Source organism: Kitasatospora sp. NEAU-69 (assembly GCF_057158765.1).
The window spans coordinates 1-22,916 of sequence record NZ_JBWXUE010000054.1; the positions used below are offsets into that span (position 1 = coordinate 1).

Consider the following 22,916-nt stretch of genomic DNA (forward strand, 5'->3'; position numbering starts at 1 on the left):
GTACTACAGCCTCAGATCTTGAAGTTGTGATCGAGTCGGTTCGTTTCGTCGCCAGGCGCGGAGTCTTGCGGGGAGTGGGTCGTCGCGTCGGTCGTAGTGGCTGACAGTGGCTCTGGTCTGGTGTTCGGCACGCCACTGGTGCTGCTGGAGGTGGTAGGCATCTGCGTGGTGGGTCGTCAGGACGGTGACCGCGAGCAGTGCGGCCAAGGCGGCGACGGTGAGGCGGATCAGCGGCAGGTTCGCGTCGGGAGTGTCGGCGGCTGGCGCGGGTGGGGTCAGGCGGGTGTACTCCTGTCCCTGGTGACCTGGGCTTTTCCCGTCGTTTCCCGCTGGCTGGGGATCGGGGCTCCGGTGTCCCGGGCCGGTTCTGGTCCGACGGGATCCGGCTCCGTCGTCGGGGCGCGGTGGTGGGCACGCTGGACGGTCAGGAAGGCCAGGGCGAGCATCGAGCAGGTGACGTGGCGGTGCCAGGACGTCCACTTGCGGACCTGGTACTGGTCCAGTCCGGTGAGCTGTTTGCCCTGCTCGTTGTCCTCCTCGATCTGCCAGCGCACGCCGGCCTGGAGGATCATCTCGGCGGTCGGGGTGCCCACGGGGGCATGGGCCAGGAAGTAGGCGTACTCGTAGTCGAACCGGCCGCCACCCAGTTTCTTCTTCGCTGTGGTGCGGCGGATCAGCAGCCAGTGTTTGAAGCCCTCGGCCGGGTCCTGACCGGTGACCGCCACCTGGAACGCGGTCCAGTCGTAGTACCGCTGTCCCTTCGAGCCTTCCCCGCAGGAGCGGCGTTCCCACTGGTCGCGGGACTTGGCGTAGTGCAGGAGATGGTCTGCGCGCTTCACCGCCGGCTGGCGCGGCTTGCCCGGCGGCCCGTCCAGGGGCAGGTCCACCGCGACCGCCAGCACGTAGGGCAGCCGTGTCTGGTGGAGATACGCGCGCAGGTGCGGGTCGCGGCCGTAGCCGGAGTCGGCCACGACCCAGGAGAACAACACCCCGTCCGCCAGGGCGCGTTCCAGCATCGCGGTCGCCAGCTGGGGCTTGGTGGCGAAGGCGACCTCGTCGGGGACGCCGGCCTCGCGGCACCGCTCCCGATCCCCGGTCCAGGACTCGGGCAGGTACAGGCGCCGGTCGATGAAGGTGTGCCCCAGCGGGGAAGCGTAGGTGAGCATCACCATCACTTGGCAGTTGCGTACGTCCCCCGTCACGCCGCAGTGCTGGTGGGCCACGCCCACCGACTTGCTCCCCTTCTTCTGGGCTTGGGTGTCATCCAGGACCAGCGTGGAGCGCGGGTCACCCAACTGCCCAGCTACATAGACTCGTAGCTCGGCCAGCAGGGCCTCGGCGTCCCATGACGCCTCACCCAGGAACTTCTGGATTCGGTGCGGGGTGGCATGACCTGCGCGTTCCGAGATCGTCCAGCCGTTTTTGCGCCCCAGGCCGGACAGTAGGCCCTCGATCAGGTCCGCGAAGACCTCGCGCGGCTCCGGCCGGGCGAACAGATGCCCGAGCTCTCCCGTCAGTACCGCGAGCTCCTCAGCCCACCCCTCGACCTGTTCCTGCGTCACATCAGCCAGCATGACTACTCCAACGACAGGAACGATCAGCGGTCACATGATCTGAGGCTGTAGTACCAGGTACGCCCCCTCCATCGAGCGGTGCAAGGCGCTCCACCGCCCGCGCTGCCCACTCAGTCCACACAAGAGACGTCGCTAAGGCGCCCCTGAACTCCCCTGTCCAGGGTGGCGTTCAGCCGCTTTCCCCGTCCCCTGGCATGGGCTCGCTGCTCCCTCGCTGGTGCTGAAAGGGTCATCGCGCTGGCGAGAGCCTGCACCACCCGGCCGGCCAACAGGACAGCCGGTTCCTACTTCCTTCTCAGGAGTCTCCGTGACTGTAACCGCAACGCAGCTCACCACCGCCCGCCCGTGGGGCGCGGGCCGGCTCGCGCCGTACCCGACCACCACCCGCCTCCCGTACGCCTCGGTCAGCATCGACGCGGCGAGCCAGCTCGGCGTGTTCCGTGACGGTGCCGGCCTGGTGGTCGAGATGGGCAAGCACGGCACCAACAGGGGCACCGAGACCAACACCACCACCAACTCCGACTCGAAGAACGACCAGGGCCACGACCAGGACAGCAACCAGGACTGATGTCAGCGACCGAGGAGAGGCCGGTGCTGGTGGTCACCGAGGCGGAGGACGTTACCGCTGACATGGTGATCACCGAGCTGAACCGGCGACATGTGCCGGTGGTCAGGTTCAACCCCTCCGATATCGGTGCGGGGCTGACGGTCTCGGCTCGGTTCGGCACCTGCCCGGCCCCTACGGCTGGGCAGGTACGCACCCTGTCGAGGACCACTGATCTGAGTCGCGTCCGTGCGGTGTACTGGCGTCGGCCGGTCTGGCCCGCGTTTCAGAACTCGGGCCTGGGTGACGACGACGCCCGGTTCGCAGCCGCTCAGGTCCGCTACGGGCTGGGCGGCATTCTGTACTCCCTTGACGGGCCGTTGTGGGTCAACCATCCCCTCCGTGAGATGGCGGCTGACTACAAGCCCGCCCAACTCGGCCTTGCGCAGCAGCTCGGACTGTCCGTGCCGCCGACGATCGTGACCAACGACCCGGACGACGCCCGGCAGTTCATCAACGCCCACGATCAAGTGATCTTCAAGACCCTGCGGTGGACGTCATATGAGCGGGATGGTGTGCAGTTGACCGGATGGGCGGAGCCCGTGACCGCAGCCGAGCTTGACGACGGCGTGCGCGTGACACCTCACCTCTTCCAGGCCCGGGTCGACAAGACCGCCGACGTGCGCGTGCTGGTGGTCGGCCGGCGCCTGTTCGCCGTGCGGATCGACTCCGGTCTCCTGGACTGGCGCAAGGACTACTCCGCGCTCTCCTACACGGTGGTAGACCTGCCCGACAGCTTGAACAAGGCGCTCCTTGCCATCGTGGACCACTTCGGGCTCGTCTCCGGTTCGTTCGATCTGGCGATCGACCAGGCCGGGGAGTACTGGTGGCTGGAGTTGAATCCGAACGGCCAATGGGGCTGGCTGGAGCAGGCAACCGGGCTGGAGATGTCCGCCGCATTCGCTGATCTGCTGACACGAGAAGAGGCAGCATGAGCAACACCGCGCCGCGACGGCGTGAACTCGCTGACCGGCTGGAGAAGGCCGGCGTCCTCAAGACGCCCGCATGGCGTGCCGCCGTGGAGGCCGTCCCGCGCGAGGCATTCCTGAACCCCGGGGTCTTCCTCGCCGCTGACGGCGGCCGATGGCGGCCCGTCACGTCCGTTGGAACGGACCCAGCCGAGTGGGCGGAGATCGCCTACCGCGACGAGTCGCTGACCACGCAGCTCGACGGACGCCTGACCGCCGATCAGGTCAGTGATCTCGTGAGCGGATCGCCCACATCGTCCTCGACGACGCCCGTCACAGTACTCGGCATGATCGAGCACCTGGAGGTGGCAGACGGTCACCAGGTTCTCGAGATCGGCACGGGTACCGGCTACTCCTCCGCCCTGATGTGTCACCGCTTGGGCGAGGACAACGTGACGACAGTCGAGGTGGACCCGGACCTGGCGGCTCGCGCGGACGCCGCTCTCGACTCGACCGGGTTCTCGACCTGGACCGTGACCGGAGACGGACTTCTCGGACACCCCCGCCGGGCTCCGTACGATCGGGTGATCGCCACCTGCGCCGTCCGCCGCATCCCGCACACCTGGATCCGCCAGACCAAGCCGGGCGGGATCGTCCTGGCCACGGTCGGCGGCACCTGGGGGTACGGCACCGGCCTGGCCAAAGTCATCGTTGGCGACGATGCCACGGCCGAAGGCCGGATCATCGACCGGTCCTCGTTCATGCAGGCGCGATCCCAGGCCATGACCCCGGTCGCTGGGGACCTGTCCGCCCGCAGCGCCTACCCTGACAGCGAGCGGCACACGAAGCTCCCGCCGGCCGTCCTCAACGAGTGGATGCCCGCCTTCCTCGCCCAACTCGCGGCGCCCGATGCTCAGTTCGTCAGGGCCACCACGGCCGACGGCGCCCAGCTCCTGTACCTGTTCGACCCAGATCGTGAGTCGTTCGCGGAGTTCATCGCCGAGAGCGATGGATGGACGGTCCGCCAGGGCGGCCCCGTCGCTCTGTGGGACACCATCGAACGGTCGCTCCTCGCCTGGGAGGGCGCCGGAAGCCCGGACATCACCAGTGTCCAGCTCCGTATCACCGACAGGACTCACACGTACTGGATCGGCGATCACCCGGAGCTCCGCTGGGAGCACCACCTCGTCTGAACAGCAGGACGCGTCCCCGGACCGGCGGTCGGTACTCTGGCACGCGAGTCAGCTCCTACGTGAGGAACCGCAGGATGGACGACGAACCGCTGTCCGAGTGGGCGGAACGCCGTGACGCGAGGATCGGGCAGCTTCGCGCCGCTCCGATAAGCACGGGAGATGGCCCCCAGGGCTCGCACCTGAACCCCGACGTGCCGCGCGCGATCGAGAGGTGGAACGGGCACATCTGGGAGCCCTTCACGGTGGCCGCCAACCTCGCAGAGGCTCAGCGCATCCTGTACCCGGGTGCACAGGAACCTCCGGTTTCAGCACCAGCGCCCAACCCCCTGGGAGCAGGCACGGGACGACACAGGAAGCCTCCAACGTCCCGCTGATACCCGGAGCCCCCGCCAGGGGGGACCGACCCGGCCCCTAGGGAAACCCCGACCCGAAAGTTCGGGAACGTACCTGATGGTCAGGGGTCTGACTGCGCGTCAGGATGATCGTCATGACCACTCACCAGTCCGCAACGCAGCAGCAGTCCACGCCGACCCGCCAGTCCCAGCGCCGTCGGTCCGCTCTCCGGATGGCCGCTGCGGGCGCGGTGGCCGCCATCTGCACGCTGACCGTCACCGTGCCCGCCATGGCCGATACCCCCGCTCACTCCCCCGCCTCCGCCTCGCAGCAGCTGACCCTCCCTGCGCCGACCGGGCACTACCAGGTCGGCGAGACGTCCCTCCACCTGGTGGACCACTCCAGGGCCGACCCGTGGCAGCCGGCCGTGCCGTACCGCGAGTTGATGGTGAGCGTCTTCTATCCGACCACCCACGCGGGTGGCCGGCCGGCTGCGCCGTACATGCTGCCGCAGGCCGGCGCGCACTTCGGCGGCACCGATGTGGACGACTACCTCGGTCTCGACATCCCGAAGGACCAGGTGATCGACTGGGCGGGCACCGCGACCCACGACGTGCTCGGTGCGCCGGTCGCCGCCGGGCGGGGCGGTGGCCTGCCGGTGCTGCTCTACTCGCCGGGGCTCGGCGAGCCGCGCACCACGGCAACCACGCTGGTGAGCGACCTGGCCAGCCGTGGCTACGTGGTGGTCACCATCGACAGCACCTACGAGTCGCCCGAGGTCCAGTTCCCGGACACCAGCGCCGCGCGTCCGAGCACCCTCGCGCTCGGGGGCCTGACGGGCCTCACCCAGGCCGACGCCGACGCCTTCATCCGCAAGTCGCTCGCAGTCCGGACCACTGACAACAGCTTCGTGCTGGACCAGCTCCAGCGGCTGAACGACGGCCAGAACCCGGACGTGGACGGGCAGCAGGTGCCGCGCGGGCTGGCCGCGCTGAACCTGTCCGAGGTCGGCATGTTCGGCCACTCCCTGGGCGGCACCGCCGCCGCCACCACGATGGACGCCGACCCACGGGTCAAGGCCGGCATCGACATGGACGGCAACCTGACCAACGCCGACGAGGCGAACTCGCTGATGCCGGTCGCCCAGCACGGTCTCAACCGGCCGTTCCTCCTCCTCGGCAAGGACGGCACGACCGACACCGGCCCCGGCTGGCAGGCCTTCCGGGCCAACACGCCCGGCTGGAACGCCCAGCTCACCCTGAAGGGCTCCGAGCACGCCAGCTTCACCGACGCCGAGTCGCTGCTCCCGCAACTGGGCCTGCCCCAGGCCACCTTGACAAACGACATCGGCACGATCCCGCCGGCCACCGCGATCCGCACCCAGGAGGCGTACATCGCCTCCTACTTCGACCACTTCCTGCGCGGCGGCAGCAGCCGACTGCTGGACGGGCCCTCGCCCTGCTACCCGTCCATGGAGTTCGTGAAGAAGTAGAAGAAGTAGAAGACGTAGGAGTAACGGCCCCCGCGCTCAGGCGTGGGCGGCCGCGCACTCCGGGTGTCCCCAGCTGCTGCCGACCTTGGTGATCGTCTCGCCCTTGCCGTACGGGCGGCTGCACGGGCACGTCCCGGGGTACCGCGCCGCGAGGGTCCGCGAGCCGCCGCCGGAAGCCCGCTTCGCTGCAGGCGCCGAGGCGGACGAGGCAGCACGCCCAGCACGCGGAGCGGCGGTGGCGCGGACCGGGTCCGGCTCCGGGAGGTCGGCGGCGGTACCGGCGGCGCCCTGCTGGGTGCGGGCGGCGTCGCTGGCGGCCTTGTCGGCGATCGCGTTCAGCGGATCGCCGTCCACCTGGTGGGCGGGCACGTAGACGAACGTCACGTCGCGCCCCTCCAGCAGCGCGTCGATGCGCTGGATCAGCTCCTGGTTGGCCACCGGCTTGCCCGCGGCGGTCTTCCACCCGTTGCGCTTCCAGCCGGCCAGCCACTTCGTCACCGCGTCGCGGGTGTACGTGCTGTCCAGGCGCACCTCCAGCGCCGCGGCGGGGTCCGTCGCGGTCAGCAGCTGCTCCAGCGCCGTCAGCTCGCCGATGTTGTTGGTGCTGTGCCCGAGCGCACCGGACTGCCAGCGCTGCGGCACGCCCGCGCTGTCCGCGACCACATAGGCCCAGGCCGCCGGGCCCGGGTTGCCCTTGGCGGCTCCGTCACATGCTGCGATGACTCGTTCGACCATGCCTCGATCATGCCAGGCCCGCGGCACTCCTTCGGCCCGCCGCCGGGAGCCCGGCAGGATCCGAAAGCGACGGCCTAGCCGATGCCCAGGACGGGCAGGCACTCCTCGACGCCGGTCAGCTCGATGTCGTCCCGGCGGACCCGTTCCCACGCGTCCCGGGTGAGCCGCCACTGCTGGATCAGCGCGGGCTCACCGCGGCGGGTGTCCCAGTCCGTGCCGTTCGGTTCGTAACCCAGGCCACGGGAAATGCCGTTGGACGCCTCGTTGTCGACGAAGGCGTCGCTGCCGGCCTCGCGGGCGCCCAGCCCGGCGAAGGCCAACTGCAGGACCGCCGCCCGCATTTCCTTGCCGATCCCCCGTCCGCGCATGCCGGGGGCCAGCCACGAGAAGCTGGACACCGTGCCGAAGCGCGTGAAGTTCGTGCCGATGAGGTCCTGCATGCCGACCGGTTCGCCATCGACGAGCACGGCGAAGTACAGCCGCCACGCGTCCGGGCTCACCCTGGAGCGGCCGGCCCAGACGGCGCGCAGCCAGCGCCATTCGCGGTCGGGGCTGTCGGCGTAGAAGGAGATCGGGTCGTCGAACGGCCACGGCTCGGCGTCGGCGATCCCGGCCCGCACGAGCGGTACGAGCCGTTCCAGCAGGTCGTCGGACGCACCGGCCAGCGTCAGGCGCGGCGTGCGGACTTCCACGTTCAGCGGGGGGTAGGTATGAGCCACGCCCCGACGCTAGCCAGGGCTCCCGGCTGCCGCATCCGGTTTTCCCCGGACACACCAGGCCCTAGCTGGACGAGAGCGGGAACGTCGCCAGCAGGACGATCAGCAGCCCGAGTGCGGCCAGGGCGAGCAGCACGATCAGCACGGCGGGCCAGCGGTGGTCGAGTCGGTGGGCGGGGTCGGTCCTGGTCATGGCAACCGGTCCTCTCAGCGCGACGGTCGGCGACTCAAGCGTCTTTGCCTCCCTCCCACGATAGTCAGCGGCGCCCCCGCGCCGCATGACACGGCTCCCGCGCCCGGCCCCCAAGCCCGGGGTGCGGCCAGTACGATCTCGGGGAGATCGCCATGTTGCCGCCGCGGGAGAGGTTCGGACACTGTTCAGCCTGCTGTCCAATCTGCTGTCCCCCGACCGCGCCGAGGACCCGCGGTGGAACACCCGGCCGACGGCGGCCCAGGTACTCGCGGTCACCCGCACGCTCACCTCGGCCACCCGGCTGATGGACGTGCTGCCGCTGCTGCGCCCGCACGACGGCATCGAGCTGTTCATCACGGTCAACCCGGGCTCGGCGTTCGCCGCCGGGCTGGACGACTACCTGGCGACGCTGCCGGGCGTCACCGTGCTGCCCTGGCGGGAGGCGACCCGGCGCTCGTTCGACCTGGCGGTGGCCTGCACCGTGCACCGCTCGATGGGGCGGCTGCGGGCGCCGCTGGTGGTGCTGCCGCACGGCGCCGGCTACAACCGGCTGGTCCGCCAGGCCACCGGGGACGACCACTCGCCGGTCGGCCTGTCGCGCCACGAACTGACCTGGCGCGGGCGGGTCTTCCCGGCCGTCATCGGGCTGTCGCACGCAGAGCAGCTGGAGCGACTGCGCCGCTCCTGCCCGGAGGCGGTGCCCCGGGCCCTGGTGGTCGGCGACCCGTGCTTCGACCGGATGCTGGTGAGCATGCCGAGGCGGGACCACTACCGCCGGGAGCTGAACGCGGGCGACGGGCGCAAGCTCGTGGTGGTCAGCTCGACCTGGAGCGAGCACTCGCTGCTCGGCCGCTGCCCCGAGCTGCCGCTGCGGCTGGTACAGGAGCTGCCGGTCGACGAGTACGCGGTCGCGGTGGTGCTGCACCCGAACATCTGGGCCCGGCACGACCCGCTCGGCACGCTGCGCGAGGCGGAGCAGGCCGGGCTGCTGATCATCCCGCCGCAACACGGCTGGCAGGCCGCGCTGGTGGCGGCCGACCTGGTGATCGGCGACCACGGCTCGGTCTCCTTCTACGGAGCTGCGCTGCACCGGGCGGTGCTGCTGGCGGCCACCGGCGAGCAGGAGCTCGATCCGCAGTCGCCGACGTACGCGTTCGGCCAGGCCGCGCCCGCGCTGGATCTGGACGGCGATCTGGAGCCGCAGCTGCGCCGGGCCACCGAACCCTGCCGGCAGGCCGAGCTGGTCGCGCTCACCGAGCGCTCGCTGGGCGAGCGCGGGCACTCCGCGCAGCTGCTCAGCAAGATCTTCTTCTCGCACCTGACCGAGGTCGAGGAGCCGGCCGAGGTCACGCTGCCCGAGCCGTACCCGGACCCGGTGCCGGTCCCGGCCGGTCGGCCGACGGCATACGACGTGCTCGGCGAGGCGACGGCCGACGGGGTGCGGATCCGCCGCTTCCCGGTCGGCCCCGGCCACCAGGGCGCCCGCGGGTTCTACGCCGTCACCGCGGAGGAGAACGGGCTGCGCAGGCGCCAGGGTGCCGAGGTGATCGCCCGCACCATGGCGGTGGCGGACCCGGCGCCGCGGACCTGGCTGGCCGAGGCGTTCGAGCGGCTGCCCGGGCTGGCCGTCGCGGTCGCCGCGCTGGCGGCGGACCGGCACCTGGTGCGGCTGCGGTCGGGGACCGTGCTGGAGGCCCGGGTGGTGCAGCCGTGGGGGCAGGTGCCCGCCGAGCTGGACGCGGTACTGCTGGGCGCGGCGGTCGCCGTCCGGCTGGCCGCGCAGCCGGGGGCGGAGCTGACGGCGGCGGAGCTGACGGTGCAGGCCGGCCGGCGCACCACCGTCCGGTTCACCGCCGAACCGTAGCCCGCCCGCACCGGCGGCCCGCACACAGCGGCTATTCCTGCGCCTGCCTATCCCTGCTCCTGCTCCTCGGCTACCTCCGTCGACAGCACCCCCGCCGACCGGCGCAGCGCCAGCAGCCGGCCGCGGGCGCTCTCCGCCAGCGCGTCGTCACCGACCTGCGCCGCGAGCGGGACGAGCAGCTCCAGCGCCTGCCCCTCCTTGACGTGCTGCCCCAGCCGGTCTGCCTGCTCGGCGGCGCGGACGAGCAGCGCGATCGCCCGCCGCGGCTCGCCCATCGCCTGGTGCAGCCGCCCGCCGAGCAGCGCCAGCCGCATCGCCATCGACGCGTCGTCGGTGCGCTCGGCCTCGGCCGCCGCCTCCTCCAGGGTCGCCGCCGCCTGCGCGTGACGGCCGGCGGCCAGCAGCGCCTGTGCGAGGTTGTAGCTCTGCACCACCACGCCGTGCCGGTCCCCGGCGTTCGCCTCCCGCGCCCGGGTGAACAGCGCGATCGCCTGCTCCGGCTCGCCCTGGGCCAGGCAGAGCAGGCCCTGTGACTCCCAGAGCATGCCGGCGAGGCGGGGGTCGGTGACCAACGGCAGTTGCTCGACGGCCAGCGACAACTGTTCGGCGGCGAGGGCGTGTTCGCCGAGCTCGTAGTGCGCGCGGGCAAGCTGGTTGCGCATCCGGATCCCGGCGTCGGGGCGGGCGTCCCAGCCGGCGGCGAGCACGCCCAGCTCGTGCGCCTCGATCCAGTCGGCGTAGTGCTTGCGGTTGTGGAAGAGCGGCCAGAGCGACTCGCAGAGCCGCCAGACCACGCCGTGCCGCCCGGCATCGGCCGCCGCCCGCAGCACCGCCATCAGCTCGGCGCGCTCGCTCTGCAGCCACTCCAGCGCCTGCGCCCGGTCCACGAAGGCCGGGAAGGCCGGCAAGGCGCGCTGACCAGGATCGACCGGCGGCTCCTCCTGGAGCCGGAACCGGTCGCCGATGCGCCGGTCGGCCGCCGCGGTGCGCGCCTGGAAGTAGTCCGCGACCCGGCGCAGCACGTCCGCCCGTTCGGCCTCGCCGAGCGCGGACCGCGCGGTGCGGCGGGCGTGCACGGCGACCCGGTCGTTGGCCCGGTAGCGGTCCTCGGCGATCTCGTCGAGCAGGTGCGCGGCCACCAGGTCGTCGATCGCCTCGACCGTCTCGGCGGCCCGCTCGCCGCCGAGCACCGCGGCCAGCTCCGGCGTCAGCTCGCGGCCCGGATGGACGCCGATCAGCTGGTAGAGCCGCCGGGCGTGCTCCGGCAGCGCGAGGTACACGGCTTCGAACGCCTCGTCCACAGGGCTCTCCCCGGAGCGCAGCGGTTGCAGGGTGCGGTGCTTGTCCGCGAGGTCGGCCACCACCCGGCCGACCGGCAGCTTGCGCCGGGTGAGCAGGTGCCCGCCGACCACGCTCAGGTCCAGCGGCAGGCCGCCGCAGAGCCGGACCAGCTCGGCCAGCTCCTGATCCGTTCCGCGGCCGGCGCCGAGCCAGGCCCGGACCAGCTCGACGCCGGCCGTGGTGGCCAGCGGCGGCACGGGGTGGACCCGGGCGCCGTCGATCGCCAGGCCGTCCAGCCGGTGCCGGCTGCTGACCACCACCAGGCCCTGGGTGGGCAGTAGCGAGCGGACCTCGGCGGCGTGCTCGGCGTTGTCCAGGAAGAGCAGCAGCCGCCGGGTCGCCGTGACGCTGCGGAACAGGTTGGCCCGGTCGGCGAGCGAGTTCGGCACGTACTCCGGCGCGACCCCGAGCGAGCGCAGGAAGCTCGCCAGCACCTCGCCGAGGTCGACGCCGCCGTGGTGGCGGACCGCGCCGAGGTCGGCGTAGAGCTGGCCGTCGGGGAACCGGGCGGCCTCCCGTTCGGCCCAGTGCGCGACCAGTTCGGTCTTGCCGACCCCGCCGAGGCCGGTGAAGACCACGATGGAGAGCCCGTGCGCGAGCTCGTCCACCGCCTCGGCCAGCGCCGCGAGCTCCGCGGACCGGTTGACGAAGACGCCCCGGGCCCGGCGGATCTCGCGCGGCACGCACCGGCTCGGTTCGGGCACCGGCGTGGGTGCGTAGAAGTTGGCCGTGGTGATGGTGCGGGCCTGGACGAGCTGGCCCACGCTGCCACCGGACATCTCGTTGCGCACCGCGTCGGCGGGGCGGTCTGCGCCGCCTGCCCCGTCTACCCCGCCTGCCCCGTCCGGTGCGGCCCGGCCAAGCTCGCGGTCCGGCATCCACGCCCCCTGTCCTCGGCGCCCCGCGCGCGGAGCGCCGGAGCTCGCCAATCCCTGGGACAAAGCGTACGGCGTGACCCACCGGCCCGACCCGCACTTGGCGCAGGCGGGCCGGGGTGCGGCTCGACGCGCGGCTCGATGCGCGGCCGTCCTGCCCTGGATAGACTGACCGGGCGCTCCAGGACACCGTTCGCAGGACTTCACAGGACTTCGCAGAACTTCGCAGGACACGTTCCGGAACGCCGTTCCAGGAAGGACGGCAGCGGGCCATCGATCCCCACGGGAGCCCGGCCATGGCGAACACATCCAGGTCACCGGGCGGCTACGACCCCCGAATCGCCCGCCCAGGGCCCTCCCGCGCCTCCACCCGGCGATCAACGACCAGCGCGAGCACCACCGGCACCCCGGCCGACAGCGAGCCGACCGCCGCGAACGACCGGCTGGCGCTGAACGGCATGGGCAGCTTCGACTGGGACCTGGACTCCGGCACCTACCACCTCGACGAAGTGGGCATGGAGGTCTTCGACCTGCGGCCCGACGAGTTCGACGGGCTGGCCACCTCGCTGGCCACCCGGGTGCTGCCGGCCGACGCCCAGCGCCTCGACGAGGTCGTCTCGCTCGCGATGCACGAGGGCCGGCTGACCTTCGCCGCGTACTTCCGGCTGGCCTGCCGCGACGGGACGCTGCGCTGGGCCCACACCCAGGGGCGGATCCTGCGCGACCGGCAGGCGCACCCGTACCGGATCGTCGGCATCGTCCGCAACGCCGAGGAGGAGCTCGCGCACGCCGAGGGCATGCGCACGCTCGCCGCGGACCGGCGCCGCCAGACCGACTCGGTGCGCGCCACCACCGAGGCGCTGGCCCGCGCCGTCACCGTGCAGGACGTGACCCGCGTGCTGACCGACAGCGAGGGGCTGCGCCGCTTCGGCGCGGACGGGCTCGCGCTCGGGCTGGTGGACGGCGGCATCATGCGCCTGGTCGCCGCGACCGAGCAGCCGTCCGACGAGCTGCTGGCCCGGGACGACCTGTCGCTCACCCGGCTGGAGGAGCAGGAACAGCCCGAGCTGGCGGACCGGCTGCCGCTCTCCGAGGCCGTGCTCAGCGGGCGGGCGCGATTCGTCAGCACCGGCGAGGAGCTGCTGGCGCGCTACCCGCGCCTGGCGCCGTACGCCGAGGAGATGGGGATGCACGCGGCGGCCTTCCTGCCGCTCGCCGCGCACGCCCGTTCGATCGGCGCGCTCGCCCTCTTCTACCGGGACCGGCACCACTTCAGCACCGAGGACCGCAACATCTGCATCGCGCTGAGCAGCGCCGTCGCACAGTCACTGCAGCGCGCGATGCTCTTCGACCAGGAGCGCGAGTTCGCGACCACCCTGCAGAACACCATGCTGCCGCGCCGGATCCCGCAGATCGGCGGCGGCGAGGTGGCCGTCCGCTACCGGGCCGGGCGCAGCGGGCGCGAGGTCGGCGGGGACTGGTACGACGTCATCGCGCTGCCGGGCCGCCGGGTCGGCCTGGTGATCGGCGACGTGGAGGGCCACGACAGCCACGCGGCTGCCGTCATGGGCCAGTTGAGGATCGTGCTGCGGGCCTACGCGACCGAGGGGCACACGCCCGCCACCGTGATGGCCCGGGCCTCCCGGTTCCTCGCCGAGCTCGACACCGAGCGGTCCGCGACCTGCATCTACGTGGACGCCGACCTGGAGACCGGCACGCTGCGCGCGGTGCGGGCCGGGCACCTCGAACCGCTGGTGCGGCACGCCACCGGCCTGACCAGCTGGGCGACGGTCCGCGGCGGCCTGCCGCTCGGGGTGGCCACGGTCTTCGCCCAGGACGACTACCCGGAGACCCGGCTCGACCTCAATCCCGCGGACACGCTGCTGCTCTGCACCGACGGCATGGTCGAGCAGCCCGGCCAGGACATCTCGGACGGCCTGGAGGCGCTCGCCACCGCGATGCGCGCCGGCCCGCGCGGCATCGAGGAGCTCGCCGACCACCTGTGCGCCGGCCGGCTGGAGCTCGCCGACACCGGCGACGACCTGGCGCTCCTGTTGCTGCACCGCGCGACCGTGCCCGGGGTGCACGCCGCCCGGCAGATGAGCCAGCACATCCACCAGGCCGACCCCGAGGGGCTGGCTGAGACCCGCACGATGCTCCGGCAGGCACTGGCGGCCTGGGGCGCGAGCGAGCTGATCCCCGACGTCGAGCTCGCCGCGGACGAGCTGCTTACCAACGCCCTGGTGCACACCGACGGCGGCGCGCTGCTCACCCTCGAGCTGCGTACCGGCGCGGCGCCCGGCATCCGGCTGGAGGTCCGGGACCGCTCCAGCGTGCTGCCGCGCCGCCGCGCGCCCGGCGAGACAGCGACCTCGGGGCGCGGCCTGCTGCTGGTGGAGGCGCTCACCGGCAGCTGGGGCGTGGAGCCGCTCGGCAGCGGCAAGACCGTCTGGTGCGAGTTCCCGCTGCGCGAGCGCCCGAGTAGCTGACGCTTCACACCTGCCCGCCTTCACACCTGCCGGCCTTCACACCTGCCAGCGCAGCGGCATCCGCTTCAGCCCGTTCTGGAAGTTCGACACCAGCCGCACCGGCTCCCCCGCCGGCCGCAGCCCGGGGAACCGGGTCAGCACCTCGCGCAGCAGCGCGCGCATCTGGACCCGGGCCAGCTGGGCGCCGAGGCAGACGTGCGGGCCGAAGCCGAAGCTCAGGTGCTCGTTGGGGCGGCGGGTGATGTCGAAGCGGTCCGGGTCGGCGAAGACCGCCTCGTCGCGGTTGGCCGAGGCGTGGTAGACGACCACCTTGTCGCCGGCCCGCACGAGTCGGCCGCCGAGCCGGACGTCACGGGTGGCGGTCCGGCGGAAGTTCATCACCGGCGGCCAGAACCGCAGCATCTCCTCGACCGCGCTGTCCAGCAACTCGGGTCGATTCAGCAGCAGTTCGAGCTGGTCCGGATGCCGGAGCAGAGTCAGCAGTCCGCCCGGGATCCCGTTGCGCAGCGTCTCGTTGCCGGCCACCGCGAACAGGAAGAACATGGTCTCGAACGCGTCCGGCGCCAGACCTGCCGTCCGCATCCGGGCCAACACGCTTCCCTCGGTGGGGCGTTCGGCCAGCCCGTGGGCATAGGCGAACATGTCCGCGAGCGCCTCGCGGGAGCGCGGGTCGACCGGACGGCCGTCCGGACCGGTCCGGGCGGCGGGCCGCAGCGCGGCGGCGGCGCGGCCCAGCGGGGTCAGCGAACCCGGGTCCGTGGTTACCGAGTCGGCGTACTCGGCGTCCTGGTAGCCGATCACCCGGTTCGACCAGTCGACCAGCAGCCGGCGGTCCTGCGCGGGCACGCCGAGCAGCTCGGCGAGGGTGAACACCGGTAGCTCGGCGGCCAGTTCGACGAAGTCCGCCGCGCCCCGGTCGGCCACCGCCGCGACCAGCGCGGCCGCCCGGGCCTCGATGCCGGCGGTCAGCTCGCGCACCGCGCGCGGGGTGAAGGCGGCGGCCACGATCGCGCGCAACTCGCCGTGCCGTGGCGCGTCCTGGTTGAGCATCATGGTCCGCGCGAAGTCCAGGTCCGCGAGGCTGCCGGGATCGCGGATCTGGGTCGCACCGGTCCAGGAGGAGTACACCTGCGGCGTGCGCAGCACCTCCCGCACGTCCCGGTGCCGCAGCACGGCCCAGAAGCCGGGCCCGGCCGGCCAGTCGCCGACGGCGGGTTCGGCCACCCGGCAGACCGGCGTGCTCGCCCGCAGCTCGCGCAGCAGGCCGTACGGGACGCCGTCGGCGTAGGTGTCGGGCAGGAACACCTGGTCCACATCCATGACGCCGACGGTACGCGCTCGCGGGTCACCCCGGACCTGCTCGGGTCAGGCAGAGCTCAGGCCGAGCTCAGCGCGGTGCTCTTCACCACCACGAGCACCACCAGCACCGCCAACACCACCAGCACGCCCGCCGCCTGCACCACGCCGCGGCCCTTGCGCGGCGCGAAGACGTACGCCGCGCCGACCGCGCCGCCGGCCAGCAGCCCGCCGAGGTGGCCCTGCCAGGACGTCATGCCGGCCGAGACCACCATCCAGACCACGAGGTAGACGAGCTGGCGCCCGCCGCCCAGCGGGTCGTGGCTCATCCGGCGGGTCATCAGGTAGTACGCGCCGGCCAGCCCGAAGATCGCACCGGACGCGCCGAGCCCGGCCTCGTCCGGCGCGATCAGCACGCCGAGGACCGAGCCGCCGACTCCGGCGACCAGGTAGAGCGCGGCGAACCGGAGCCGGCCGAGCTGCGGCTCCATCACCCGCCCGAAGGTGAGCAGCCAGTACATGTTGAGCAGGATGTGGGTGATGCCGAAGGTGCCCTCGGTCGGCCGCAGGTGCAGGAACGTCGAGGTGATCAGCCGGTACCACTCGCCGTGCGCGACCCCGATCGCGTGGTAGCCGTACGGCAGCGGGCCGCCGTTGACCACGTAGTGCCCGCCGTCCGGCCCCACGACGCCGCGGCCGAGGTTGTCGAACTGGTCGATGATCGCCGGATGGGCCAGCTCGACCAGGTAGACGAGCACGTTGAGCGCGATCAGCAGGTAGGTCGTCACCGGCGTGCCGGTCAGCCTGGCGCCGAACACGGTCCGGGGCTGCCGGATGCCCTGGTGCCCCTGCTTCACGCAGTCGGGGCACTGGTGGCCGACCGGCGCGTCGTGCATGCAGTCGGGGCAGATGTACCGCTCGCACCTGGTGCAGCGGATGTACGACTCGCGGCTCTGGTGCCGGTAACACGTGGTGACGGGCGGTGCCGCCGAGGGCTGCGGGTCCTCGGTGGCGGGTGTCGCGGTCATGAAGGGGCGGGTCTCCGTCCGGGTGCTGGGGGGGTTCTGCGCGGGTGCGGCGATCAAGATAGCGGAGCCGCCCGACAGGGCATCAGCGGGCCCGAACGGCACAGGGCCGGCCGGGCAGTGACTGACCGGCCGGCCCTGCGCGCGTCGGCTAGAAGAAGTCGCGCTCGACGACCTCCTCGCGCTCGATGACCTCGTCACCGCCGAACAGCCCGCCGAAGATGCCGGGGCGCTCGACGATCCGCTCCCGCTCGATGATCTCCTCGCGCCCGAAGGCGCCGCGGCGGACGATCTCCTCACGCTCGATGATCTCCTCGCCACCGAAGAAACCGTCCCGCTCGACGATCTCCTCGCGCTCAAAGTACTCGCGCACGACCTTCTCCCCTGCTTCCGTTCAAACCCTCTGACGTACCGGCAGGCGCGACGATAACGCACCTCCCTGAGCGCCGCCCAAGCGCCCGTCCAAGCGCCCGCCCCCGCCCCCGGCCCTCAGGCCTCGACGCGCTCGCGGACGGCGGCGCCGGGCAGCGCCTCCCCGGCCGCGCCGGCCGCCCGCAGCAGGTCCGGGCAGGCGCAGAGGGTGGTGGAGACGGCCGGCCACGGGCCGGGGTGCGGGCGCAGCCGGCGCCAGTCGTACGGGGGGTGACCGAGCTTCGGGTGCTGCCGGTCGTAGCCGTTGGTGGCGACCCAGGCCAGCACGCAGAGCACCATCGCGACCTCGGCCGCGAGGTCCGCCGGACCGGAGCCGCGCGCGGTCAGGGCGCCGATCACCGCGGTCCAGAGCCAGTAGCCGAGCAGGGGGTAGATGGCCAGTTGGTGCCAGATCTTGGTGGGCGCCACCGCCTGCTGCACGGTGAAGAAGCCGCCGCGCAGCTCGGTGACCCACTGCCAGAGACCGAAGAGGAAGCAGACCGCGAGGAAGGCCAGCGCGTAGCGCGGACCGGCCGCACCCGCGGGTCGCGCGCCGTGCATCCGCCAGACGCCGAGGCCGACCGCGACGGCGAGCAGCGGGTCGCCCAGGTTCACCGCCAGGAACCCGTCCCGGCCGCCCATCCAGCGGCGCTCCAGCACCAGGCCCAGCAGCCACAGCGCGCCGGGGGTGACGGCGAAGGCCGCGCCGCCGGCGACCCACGGCCCGTGGCACAGCGCGGCGCCGAGTACGGGGACATCGCAACCGTTCATCGTGCAGCGCTCCCTTCGGAACCCCGCGGGTTCTCCGGACCGGTACAGGAGAAAGCTCGGCTACAGCAGCTACCTCGGCTAGGAGGAGGAGATCCTGGGCATCCTTACCCGCGCGCGCGGGCCGGGCCCACCGGCGGGCGCGGGTGGGCCGTACTGCGTCGGGTGGCCGTTTGGGCCTGTCGTCGAACCCCCTTCTGCTCGGCGACGCCATGCACGCACTCTCGCCGCACCGGGCACAGGCCAAAGTACGTCCAGTACGAGGGCCTGCGCCCGGCACGCCGAGAGCACGCACCTGACGCCGCCAAGCCGCCCTGCGGGCGACGAAGGGGGTTCGACGACAGGCCCAAGCGCCGGTGCCCGGCTCCGGATCAGAACGGTGGCGCCGCGCGGCCCGCGATCCGCAGGCCGCCGCGGCCGACCTCGCTCTCGATCGCGACGACGTCGGCCTCGCCGCCGTCCGGCAGCCGCAGGCGTGCCTCGCCGGCTCCGGCGATCAGTTCGAAGTCCTCGTCCCGGTCGGCCTGCAGGTGCCCGCCCCAGCCCGGGCTGCCGTCCGGCTCCGGTCGGACGGCCAGGTCGGCGTGGACCACGATCTCGAAGCCGTGGTCGATCAGCGTCGCCCAGCCCCGGTACACGTTCTCGCTCACCCCGCCAGTCTCGGTGCTGCCGCGGGCCCCCGCACATCGGACGGGCCCGACGGGCGGTGTCATTGGGGCCTGTCGTCCTACTACTGATCCATCCGAGTGATATGACGGCCCATCAGGAATAGCGGAGCGCCGCCGGACGCTGACCCGGCCATGGCTACTCTTGGACTCATCGGCAGTGGACTCATCGGCAGCACCCTCGCCCGGCTCGCCCTCGCCGCGGGGCTGGACGTGGTGCTGAGCAACTCGCGCGGGCCGGAGACGCTCGCGGAGCTGGTCGCGGAGCTCGGCCCGGGCGCCCGGGCCGCCACGCCCGCGGAGGCGGCCGCGGCGGGCGACTGGGTCGTGGTGACGGTCCCGATGAAGAACTACCTGAAGATCCCGGTCGCGCCGCTGGTCGGCAAGGTCGTGCTCGACACCAACAACTACTACCCCCAGCGGGACGGTGAGCTGCCGCTCGTCGACGCCGACGGCCGCGTCGTCGAGGCGGACGGCCACACCAGCAGCGAGCTGCTCCAGCAGCACCTGGCCGGTGCCCATGTGGTGAAGGTCTTCAACACGATCTACTACAAGCACCTGCTCGCCCTGGCCCGCCCGTCCGGCGCCCCCGACCGCACCGCGCTGCCGATCGCGGGTGACGACGCCGCGGCCCGGCAGCAGGCCACCGTCTTCCTCGACGCGATCGGCTTCGACGCGGTCGATGCCGGTCCGCTCGCCGAGGGCTGGCGCTTCGAGCCCGGGACGGCCGCCTTCGGTCAGCCGTACCAGAAGGACAAGAACTCCCACATGTACGAGGACCCGGGCCACCCGGCCGGCGCCGCCGAGATCCGCGAGGCCCTCGCCGCCGCCAAGCGCTGACGCCCAGTGCCGATGCCCAGTGCCGATGCCCAGCGCCGGGCCTGACCGGCCGGTCCCCGAACGCCCGACGCCCGGGTGGCCGGCCGGGAGTTCCGGCGGGCCGCCCGGGGCGGCAGCCTGGGCCCACTGCTCGGTCGGCCCAGGTCGTCGTGGGGTTTCGCAGATTGCCTCGCGGCCGCTTCGCAGCTGCTTCGCGGCTACTTCGCCAGCCGGCCCAGCAGGGCCGAGGCCGCCGTGATCCCGAGGACCGTGGCCAGGGTCAGCACCGCGAAGTCGGAGGCCAGGTGGGCGTGGGTGCCGATCAGCAGGCCGCGCAGGGCGTCCACCTGGTAGCTCAGCGGGTTCGCCTTGCTGATCGCCTGGAGCCAGCCCGGCATCAGGGCGAGCGGGTAGAGCGCGCTGGAGCCGAAGAAGAGCGGCATCGTGATGGCCTGGCCGATGCCCATCAGGCGGTCGCGGGTGAGCACGATGCCGGCGATGGTCATCGACAGGCACGAGAAGAACGCCGACCCGAGCAGCACCACCACCGCGACGCCCAGCAGGCGCAGCGGGTTCCACGTCATCCCGACGCCGAGCAGCGCCGCGATCACGACCACGACGACGGCCTGGATCACCGCCTTCACCCCGGCCGCGAAGGCCTTGCCGGTGACCAGCGCGGCCCGCGGGGTCGGGGTGACCAGCAGCTTGGTGAGCACCCCGGAGTCGCGCTCCCAGATGATCATGATGCCGTAGAAGATCGCGATGAACATCGCGGACTGCGCGATGATCCCGGGGGCGAGGTAGTCCAGGTACGGGATCCCGCCGGTCGGGATCGCGTGCAGCCGGTTGAAGGTCTCGCCGAAGATCAGCAGCCAGAGCGCCGGCTGGATCGCGCGGGTGTAGAGCTCGGTGCGGTCGTGGCGCAGCTTCTGCAGCTCGACGGTGCACATCGCCAGCACCCGGGCCGGCACCAGCCGCCAGCCGGTCCTGGCCCGCGGCGGGATGAGCAGCAGCCCGAGGTCCGGACGGGCGGAGGCCGTCGGCGCGTCGGCCGGCACCTCAGCCGACGCGGGTTGCGGTGCGGCGGGTACGACGGACATCGCTGAAGCCTCCTTCGGTTGCCTGGCCACGGCCGAGGTCACGCCCGGCGAAATGGCGGAACACGTCGTCCAGGGTGGGGTGTTCGAACGTCGGGTCCTGCTCGCGCATCTGCGCCTTGAGCTCCTCGGGCGTGCCCAGCGCGCGGATCCGGCCACGGTCCATCAGGCCCACCCGGTCGCAGTACTGGTCGGCCTCGTCCATGTAGTGGGTGGTGACCAGGACGGTCATCCCGGTGGCCGCCCGGACAGCGTCGATGCACTCCCAGACGCTGGTGCGGGCGATCGGGTCCAGGCCGATGGTCGGCTCGTCCAGCACCAGCAGCCGGGGCGCGCTGACCAGCGCCTGGGCCAGCTCCAGCCGCCGCACCATGCCGCCGGAGTAGGTGCCGACCATCCGGTCGGCCACCGGCGTCAGGTCGACCGCCTCGATCGCCTGGGCGACCCGCTCGGCGCGCTCGCCGCCCGGCACGTCGAAGACCCGGGCGAACAGCGCCACGTTCTCCCGGCCGGTCAGCCCGGCCTCGGCGGAGAGCTGCTGCGGCACGTAGCCGAGCATCCGGCGGACCTCCATCTTGCGACGGGCGGTGTCGTTGCCGAAGACGGTGACCATGCCGGAGGGGACCGGCAGCAGCGTGGTGATGGCACGGATCGTGGTCGTCTTGCCCGCGCCGTTCGGACCGAGCAGGCCGAAGACCTCGCCGGTGTGCACCTCCAGGTCGACACCGTCGACCGCCCTGGTCGGCTCCGCGCCGCGCTTCGCCCGGCCGAACGAGTACTCCAGGCCGCGACAGATCACGGCCTCGGCCGGTATCGGCGGCCCCGCGGTAGTGCTGTCAGTCATCAGCCATCCCCTCCTCGTCGTCCATGCCGAGCCCGTCCATCGCACCGAACTCGCCCGCCGCGGACAGCCCCGCCTCCTGCAGCCCCGCGTCCTGTGGGCCCGTCCCCTGCAGCCCCGACGCGAGGCGGCGCAGCGCGGGCAGTGCGGCGGCCAGCGCGGCCTGGTCGCCGGCCGGCAGCGCGCCGACCAGCTCGCCGACCAGCGCCTTGCGCTTGGCGGTCCAGGCGTCCAGCCGTTCGGCCGCCTCCTCGGTCACGTGCAGCAGCGCCGCCCGCCGGTCGGCCGGGTCCACCTCGCGGCGCAGCAGGCCGGCCGCGACGAGCTGGTTGACCAGCGTGGAGACCGAGTTGCCGGCCAGGCAGAGCTCCTTCGCGGCGGCCGAGACGCGCAGGCCGGGGCTGGCCGCGACCAGGCGCAGCAGCTCCACCTGGGCGCCACGCAGCCGCGGCACGGTGAGCTCCCGGCGCAGCCGGCGGCGCACCAGGCGCTGGATGCCGGCGAGCAGCGTGGACAGCTCGTCGGTGAGCTCGGCCGGATGCGCGGCCGCACGCTCTGCCTCAACTTCTGCCGCAACTTCTGCTGCACGCCCTGCCGCAAGCGCCGGCGGGAACTCCGGCGGGAGCCCTGGTGGGGACTCTGGGTCGATTATCGGACTGGCCATAGGACAATTTTAGCTCTCATTGAGAGGTATCTGTCCAGAGCCGGCCGACCCGGGGCGATGGGAGCGGCCGGCCGGCCCCCGTTTCCCCCACTCGGCGCAGGGGCGCGGTCCAGCGGTTGCCGCCGGGCCCGGACCTGCGTGAACTGATCGGTGATTCGACTCCGATTCCGCCCGGCAGCCGGGCGGCCCGCGCGAGGGATGCCCCGGATGCTCTCAGCCCGCAGCCTGTTCCACGAGATCCACGACCACGACGAGGCCTACCGGCTGTTCTGCTCCATCGCCGCCAAGGGCGAGGACCAGGGCGGCTGGGAGAACGGCCGGATCGCCCTGCTGGTCGAGGACCAGGAGCTCGCCCCGAAGATCGCCCGGCACGGCGCTGACGAGGACAAGCACGGCCGGATCTTCAAGGCACTCCTGCACAAGCGCGGCCTGTCCCCGACCGAGGTGCCCGACGACACCGACTACACGATGCTGCTGGAGCACCAGGGCATCGGCCTCGCCCACGCCCGGCTGCGCCGCGAGGAGCCGCTGACCGAGCAGGACGTGATCACCTACCTCGCGCACAGCCGGGTCACCGAGCAGCGCGCCAGCGAGCAGATGCGCCTGCTGCGCAAGGTGTTCGGCGACCACCCGGAGATCGGCCGTGCGGTGCGGATGATCTCGGCCGACGAGGACAACCATCTGGCCTACTGCCACGAGGAGTTGCTGCGCCTGGCCCGGCGCGGCCACGGGCGGCTGATCCTGCACACCCTGCAGGAGACCGCGCACGCCGAGATCCGCACCTACCGTGACGTCAGCGCGGCGGTGATGGCGCACCTGGCCGAGCTGCTGCACTGGCCGCGCGCCAAGTCGGCAGCGCTCACCGCCGGGATCCACGCGGTCTACGGCTACGAGCGGTTCGGCGGCTGGCGGCGGATGACCACGCTGCGGATGCCGCAGCGGCTCGACGCGCTAGGCGGCCCGGCCACCACGTACAGCTGACCGCCGGGCACCCGCCGTCCGGACCACAGCCG

22 protein-coding genes are annotated in these 22,916 nt (G+C 72.5%); 9 read left to right on the forward strand and 13 right to left on the reverse strand.

Annotated elements, in window-relative coordinates:
* Positions 1-275: 275 nt before the first annotated feature.
* Positions 276-1,574 (reverse strand): IS701 family transposase, encoded by a 1,299-nt coding sequence (locus AC060L_RS35425; protein ID WP_483802471.1) that lies wholly within the window; start codon positions 1,572-1,574, stop codon positions 276-278.
* A gap of 307 nt (positions 1,575-1,881) precedes the next feature.
* On the opposite strand from AC060L_RS35425, the gene tgmA reads away from it, so the two are divergent.
* From tgmA to AC060L_RS35450, 5 genes are all read left to right on the forward strand, one after another.
* Entirely contained in the window at positions 1,882-2,142 is a 261-nt protein-coding gene (gene tgmA, locus AC060L_RS35430) for a putative ATP-grasp-modified RiPP (protein ID WP_483803098.1), read from the forward strand.
* Positions 2,142-3,113 carry an ATP-grasp ribosomal peptide maturase gene (gene tgmB, locus AC060L_RS35435; protein WP_483803099.1) on the forward strand — a complete coding sequence of 324 codons (972 nt, stop codon included), beginning with the start codon at positions 2,142-2,144 and terminating at the stop codon, positions 3,111-3,113. The genes tgmA and tgmB overlap by 1 nt, the downstream gene beginning before the upstream one ends.
* A complete protein-coding gene (gene tgmC, locus AC060L_RS35440) occupies positions 3,110-4,279 on the forward strand; it encodes an ATP-grasp peptide maturase system methyltransferase (protein WP_483803100.1) in 1,170 nt (389 codons plus the stop codon). The genes tgmB and tgmC overlap by 4 nt, the downstream gene beginning before the upstream one ends.
* Positions 4,280-4,353: 74 nt before the next feature.
* The gene (locus tag AC060L_RS35445; RefSeq protein WP_483803101.1) at positions 4,354-4,653 is read left to right on the forward strand and encodes a DUF6087 family protein; all 300 of its coding nucleotides are present in this window, start codon (positions 4,354-4,356) and stop codon (positions 4,651-4,653) included.
* A 113-nt stretch (positions 4,654-4,766) separates the two neighbouring features.
* Positions 4,767-6,104, forward strand: coding sequence for an alpha/beta hydrolase family protein (locus AC060L_RS35450; RefSeq protein WP_483803102.1), 1,338 nt, complete (start codon positions 4,767-4,769; stop codon positions 6,102-6,104).
* A 36-nt stretch (positions 6,105-6,140) separates the two neighbouring features.
* On the opposite strand, the gene AC060L_RS35455 is transcribed toward AC060L_RS35450, so the two are convergent.
* From AC060L_RS35455 to AC060L_RS35465, 3 genes are all read right to left on the reverse strand, one after another.
* A complete protein-coding gene (locus AC060L_RS35455) occupies positions 6,141-6,839 on the reverse strand; it encodes a ribonuclease H family protein (protein WP_483803103.1) in 699 nt (232 codons plus the stop codon).
* 74 nt (positions 6,840-6,913) lie between these two features.
* Entirely contained in the window at positions 6,914-7,558 is a 645-nt protein-coding gene (locus AC060L_RS35460) for a GNAT family N-acetyltransferase (protein ID WP_483803104.1), read from the reverse strand.
* Positions 7,559-7,619: 61 nt separating this feature from the next.
* Complete coding sequence (locus AC060L_RS35465) at positions 7,620-7,748, reverse strand: hypothetical protein (RefSeq protein WP_483803105.1); 129 nt, start codon at positions 7,746-7,748, stop codon at positions 7,620-7,622.
* Between the two features lie 85 nt (positions 7,749-7,833).
* Between AC060L_RS35465 and AC060L_RS35470 the strand changes: the two genes are divergently transcribed.
* Positions 7,834-9,612, forward strand: coding sequence for a hypothetical protein (locus AC060L_RS35470; protein WP_483803106.1), 1,779 nt, complete (start codon positions 7,834-7,836; stop codon positions 9,610-9,612).
* A 47-nt stretch (positions 9,613-9,659) separates the two neighbouring features.
* On the opposite strand, the gene AC060L_RS35475 is transcribed toward AC060L_RS35470, so the two are convergent.
* The gene (locus AC060L_RS35475) at positions 9,660-11,831 is read right to left on the reverse strand and encodes a hypothetical protein (protein WP_483803107.1); all 2,172 of its coding nucleotides are present in this window, start codon (positions 11,829-11,831) and stop codon (positions 9,660-9,662) included.
* 293 nt (positions 11,832-12,124) lie between these two features.
* On the opposite strand from AC060L_RS35475, the gene AC060L_RS35480 reads away from it, so the two are divergent.
* Positions 12,125-14,317 (forward strand): SpoIIE family protein phosphatase, encoded by a 2,193-nt coding sequence (locus tag AC060L_RS35480; RefSeq protein ID WP_483803108.1) that lies wholly within the window; start codon positions 12,125-12,127, stop codon positions 14,315-14,317.
* A 36-nt stretch (positions 14,318-14,353) separates the two neighbouring features.
* On the opposite strand, the gene AC060L_RS35485 is transcribed toward AC060L_RS35480, so the two are convergent.
* The 5 genes from AC060L_RS35485 to AC060L_RS35505 all read right to left on the reverse strand — a co-directional run bounded on the left by AC060L_RS35485 (position 14,354) and on the right by AC060L_RS35505 (position 18,467).
* On the reverse strand, positions 14,354-15,637 hold the full coding sequence (locus tag AC060L_RS35485) for a cytochrome P450 (RefSeq protein WP_483803109.1): 1,284 nt from the start codon (positions 15,635-15,637) through the stop codon (positions 14,354-14,356).
* Between the two features lie 56 nt (positions 15,638-15,693).
* Positions 15,694-16,641, reverse strand: a complete 948-nt coding sequence (locus AC060L_RS35490) for a rhomboid family intramembrane serine protease (protein WP_483803110.1) — start codon at positions 16,639-16,641, stop codon at positions 15,694-15,696.
* 148 nt (positions 16,642-16,789) lie between these two features.
* Positions 16,790-17,011, reverse strand: coding sequence for a hypothetical protein (locus AC060L_RS35495; protein ID WP_483803111.1), 222 nt, complete (start codon positions 17,009-17,011; stop codon positions 16,790-16,792).
* A gap of 116 nt (positions 17,012-17,127) precedes the next feature.
* Positions 17,128-17,820, reverse strand: coding sequence for a hypothetical protein (locus AC060L_RS35500; protein ID WP_483803112.1), 693 nt, complete (start codon positions 17,818-17,820; stop codon positions 17,128-17,130).
* Positions 17,821-18,188: 368 nt separating this feature from the next.
* Positions 18,189-18,467 (reverse strand): DUF4873 domain-containing protein, encoded by a 279-nt coding sequence (locus tag AC060L_RS35505; RefSeq protein ID WP_483803113.1) that lies wholly within the window; start codon positions 18,465-18,467, stop codon positions 18,189-18,191.
* Positions 18,468-18,617: 150 nt separating this feature from the next.
* On the opposite strand from AC060L_RS35505, the gene AC060L_RS35510 reads away from it, so the two are divergent.
* Positions 18,618-19,322, forward strand: coding sequence for an NADPH-dependent F420 reductase (locus AC060L_RS35510; RefSeq protein ID WP_483803114.1), 705 nt, complete (start codon positions 18,618-18,620; stop codon positions 19,320-19,322).
* A gap of 197 nt (positions 19,323-19,519) precedes the next feature.
* Here AC060L_RS35510 and AC060L_RS35515 read toward each other — a convergent pair whose 3' ends face one another.
* The 3 genes from AC060L_RS35515 to AC060L_RS35525 are packed head-to-tail and all read right to left on the reverse strand — an operon-like array spanning position 19,520 to position 21,756.
* Positions 19,520-20,401, reverse strand: coding sequence for an ABC transporter permease (locus tag AC060L_RS35515; RefSeq protein ID WP_483803115.1), 882 nt, complete (start codon positions 20,399-20,401; stop codon positions 19,520-19,522).
* Positions 20,361-21,242, reverse strand: a complete 882-nt coding sequence (locus AC060L_RS35520) for an ABC transporter ATP-binding protein (protein WP_483803116.1) — start codon at positions 21,240-21,242, stop codon at positions 20,361-20,363. The genes AC060L_RS35515 and AC060L_RS35520 overlap by 41 nt, the downstream gene beginning before the upstream one ends.
* The gene (locus AC060L_RS35525) at positions 21,235-21,756 is read right to left on the reverse strand and encodes a MarR family winged helix-turn-helix transcriptional regulator (protein ID WP_483803136.1); all 522 of its coding nucleotides are present in this window, start codon (positions 21,754-21,756) and stop codon (positions 21,235-21,237) included. The genes AC060L_RS35520 and AC060L_RS35525 overlap by 8 nt, the downstream gene beginning before the upstream one ends.
* A gap of 354 nt (positions 21,757-22,110) precedes the next feature.
* Between AC060L_RS35525 and AC060L_RS35530 the strand changes: the two genes are divergently transcribed.
* Positions 22,111-22,884, forward strand: a complete 774-nt coding sequence (locus tag AC060L_RS35530; RefSeq protein ID WP_483803117.1) for a ferritin-like domain-containing protein — start codon at positions 22,111-22,113, stop codon at positions 22,882-22,884.
* Positions 22,885-22,916: the final 32 nt, after the last annotated feature.

Excerpts from the sequence above, each read along its gene's own strand:
- AC060L_RS35500 (WP_483803112.1), bottom strand. The coding sequence starts at position 17,820 with ATGAACGGTTGCGATGTCCCCGTACTCGGCGCCGCGCTGTGCCACGGG.
- AC060L_RS35530 (WP_483803117.1), top strand. The coding sequence starts at position 22,111 with ATGCTCTCAGCCCGCAGCCTGTTCCACGAGATCCACGACCACGACGAG.
- AC060L_RS35515 (WP_483803115.1), bottom strand. The coding sequence starts at position 20,401 with ATGTCCGTCGTACCCGCCGCACCGCAACCCGCGTCGGCTGAGGTGCCG.
- AC060L_RS35480 (WP_483803108.1), top strand. The coding sequence starts at position 12,125 with ATGGCGAACACATCCAGGTCACCGGGCGGCTACGACCCCCGAATCGCC.
- tgmC (WP_483803100.1), top strand. The coding sequence starts at position 3,110 with ATGAGCAACACCGCGCCGCGACGGCGTGAACTCGCTGACCGGCTGGAG.
- AC060L_RS35470 (WP_483803106.1), top strand. The coding sequence starts at position 7,834 with ATGACACGGCTCCCGCGCCCGGCCCCCAAGCCCGGGGTGCGGCCAGTA.
- AC060L_RS35490 (WP_483803110.1), bottom strand. The coding sequence starts at position 16,641 with ATGACCGCGACACCCGCCACCGAGGACCCGCAGCCCTCGGCGGCACCG.
- tgmB (WP_483803099.1), top strand. The coding sequence starts at position 2,142 with ATGTCAGCGACCGAGGAGAGGCCGGTGCTGGTGGTCACCGAGGCGGAG.
- AC060L_RS35455 (WP_483803103.1), bottom strand. The coding sequence starts at position 6,839 with ATGGTCGAACGAGTCATCGCAGCATGTGACGGAGCCGCCAAGGGCAAC.
- AC060L_RS35445 (WP_483803101.1), top strand. The coding sequence starts at position 4,354 with ATGGACGACGAACCGCTGTCCGAGTGGGCGGAACGCCGTGACGCGAGG.
- AC060L_RS35425 (WP_483802471.1), bottom strand. The coding sequence starts at position 1,574 with ATGCTGGCTGATGTGACGCAGGAACAGGTCGAGGGGTGGGCTGAGGAG.
- AC060L_RS35465 (WP_483803105.1), bottom strand. The coding sequence starts at position 7,748 with ATGACCAGGACCGACCCCGCCCACCGACTCGACCACCGCTGGCCCGCC.
- AC060L_RS35520 (WP_483803116.1), bottom strand. The coding sequence starts at position 21,242 with ATGACTGACAGCACTACCGCGGGGCCGCCGATACCGGCCGAGGCCGTG.
- AC060L_RS35510 (WP_483803114.1), top strand. The coding sequence starts at position 18,618 with ATGGCTACTCTTGGACTCATCGGCAGTGGACTCATCGGCAGCACCCTC.
- AC060L_RS35475 (WP_483803107.1), bottom strand. The coding sequence starts at position 11,831 with ATGCCGGACCGCGAGCTTGGCCGGGCCGCACCGGACGGGGCAGGCGGG.
- AC060L_RS35485 (WP_483803109.1), bottom strand. The coding sequence starts at position 15,637 with ATGGATGTGGACCAGGTGTTCCTGCCCGACACCTACGCCGACGGCGTC.
- AC060L_RS35450 (WP_483803102.1), top strand. The coding sequence starts at position 4,767 with ATGACCACTCACCAGTCCGCAACGCAGCAGCAGTCCACGCCGACCCGC.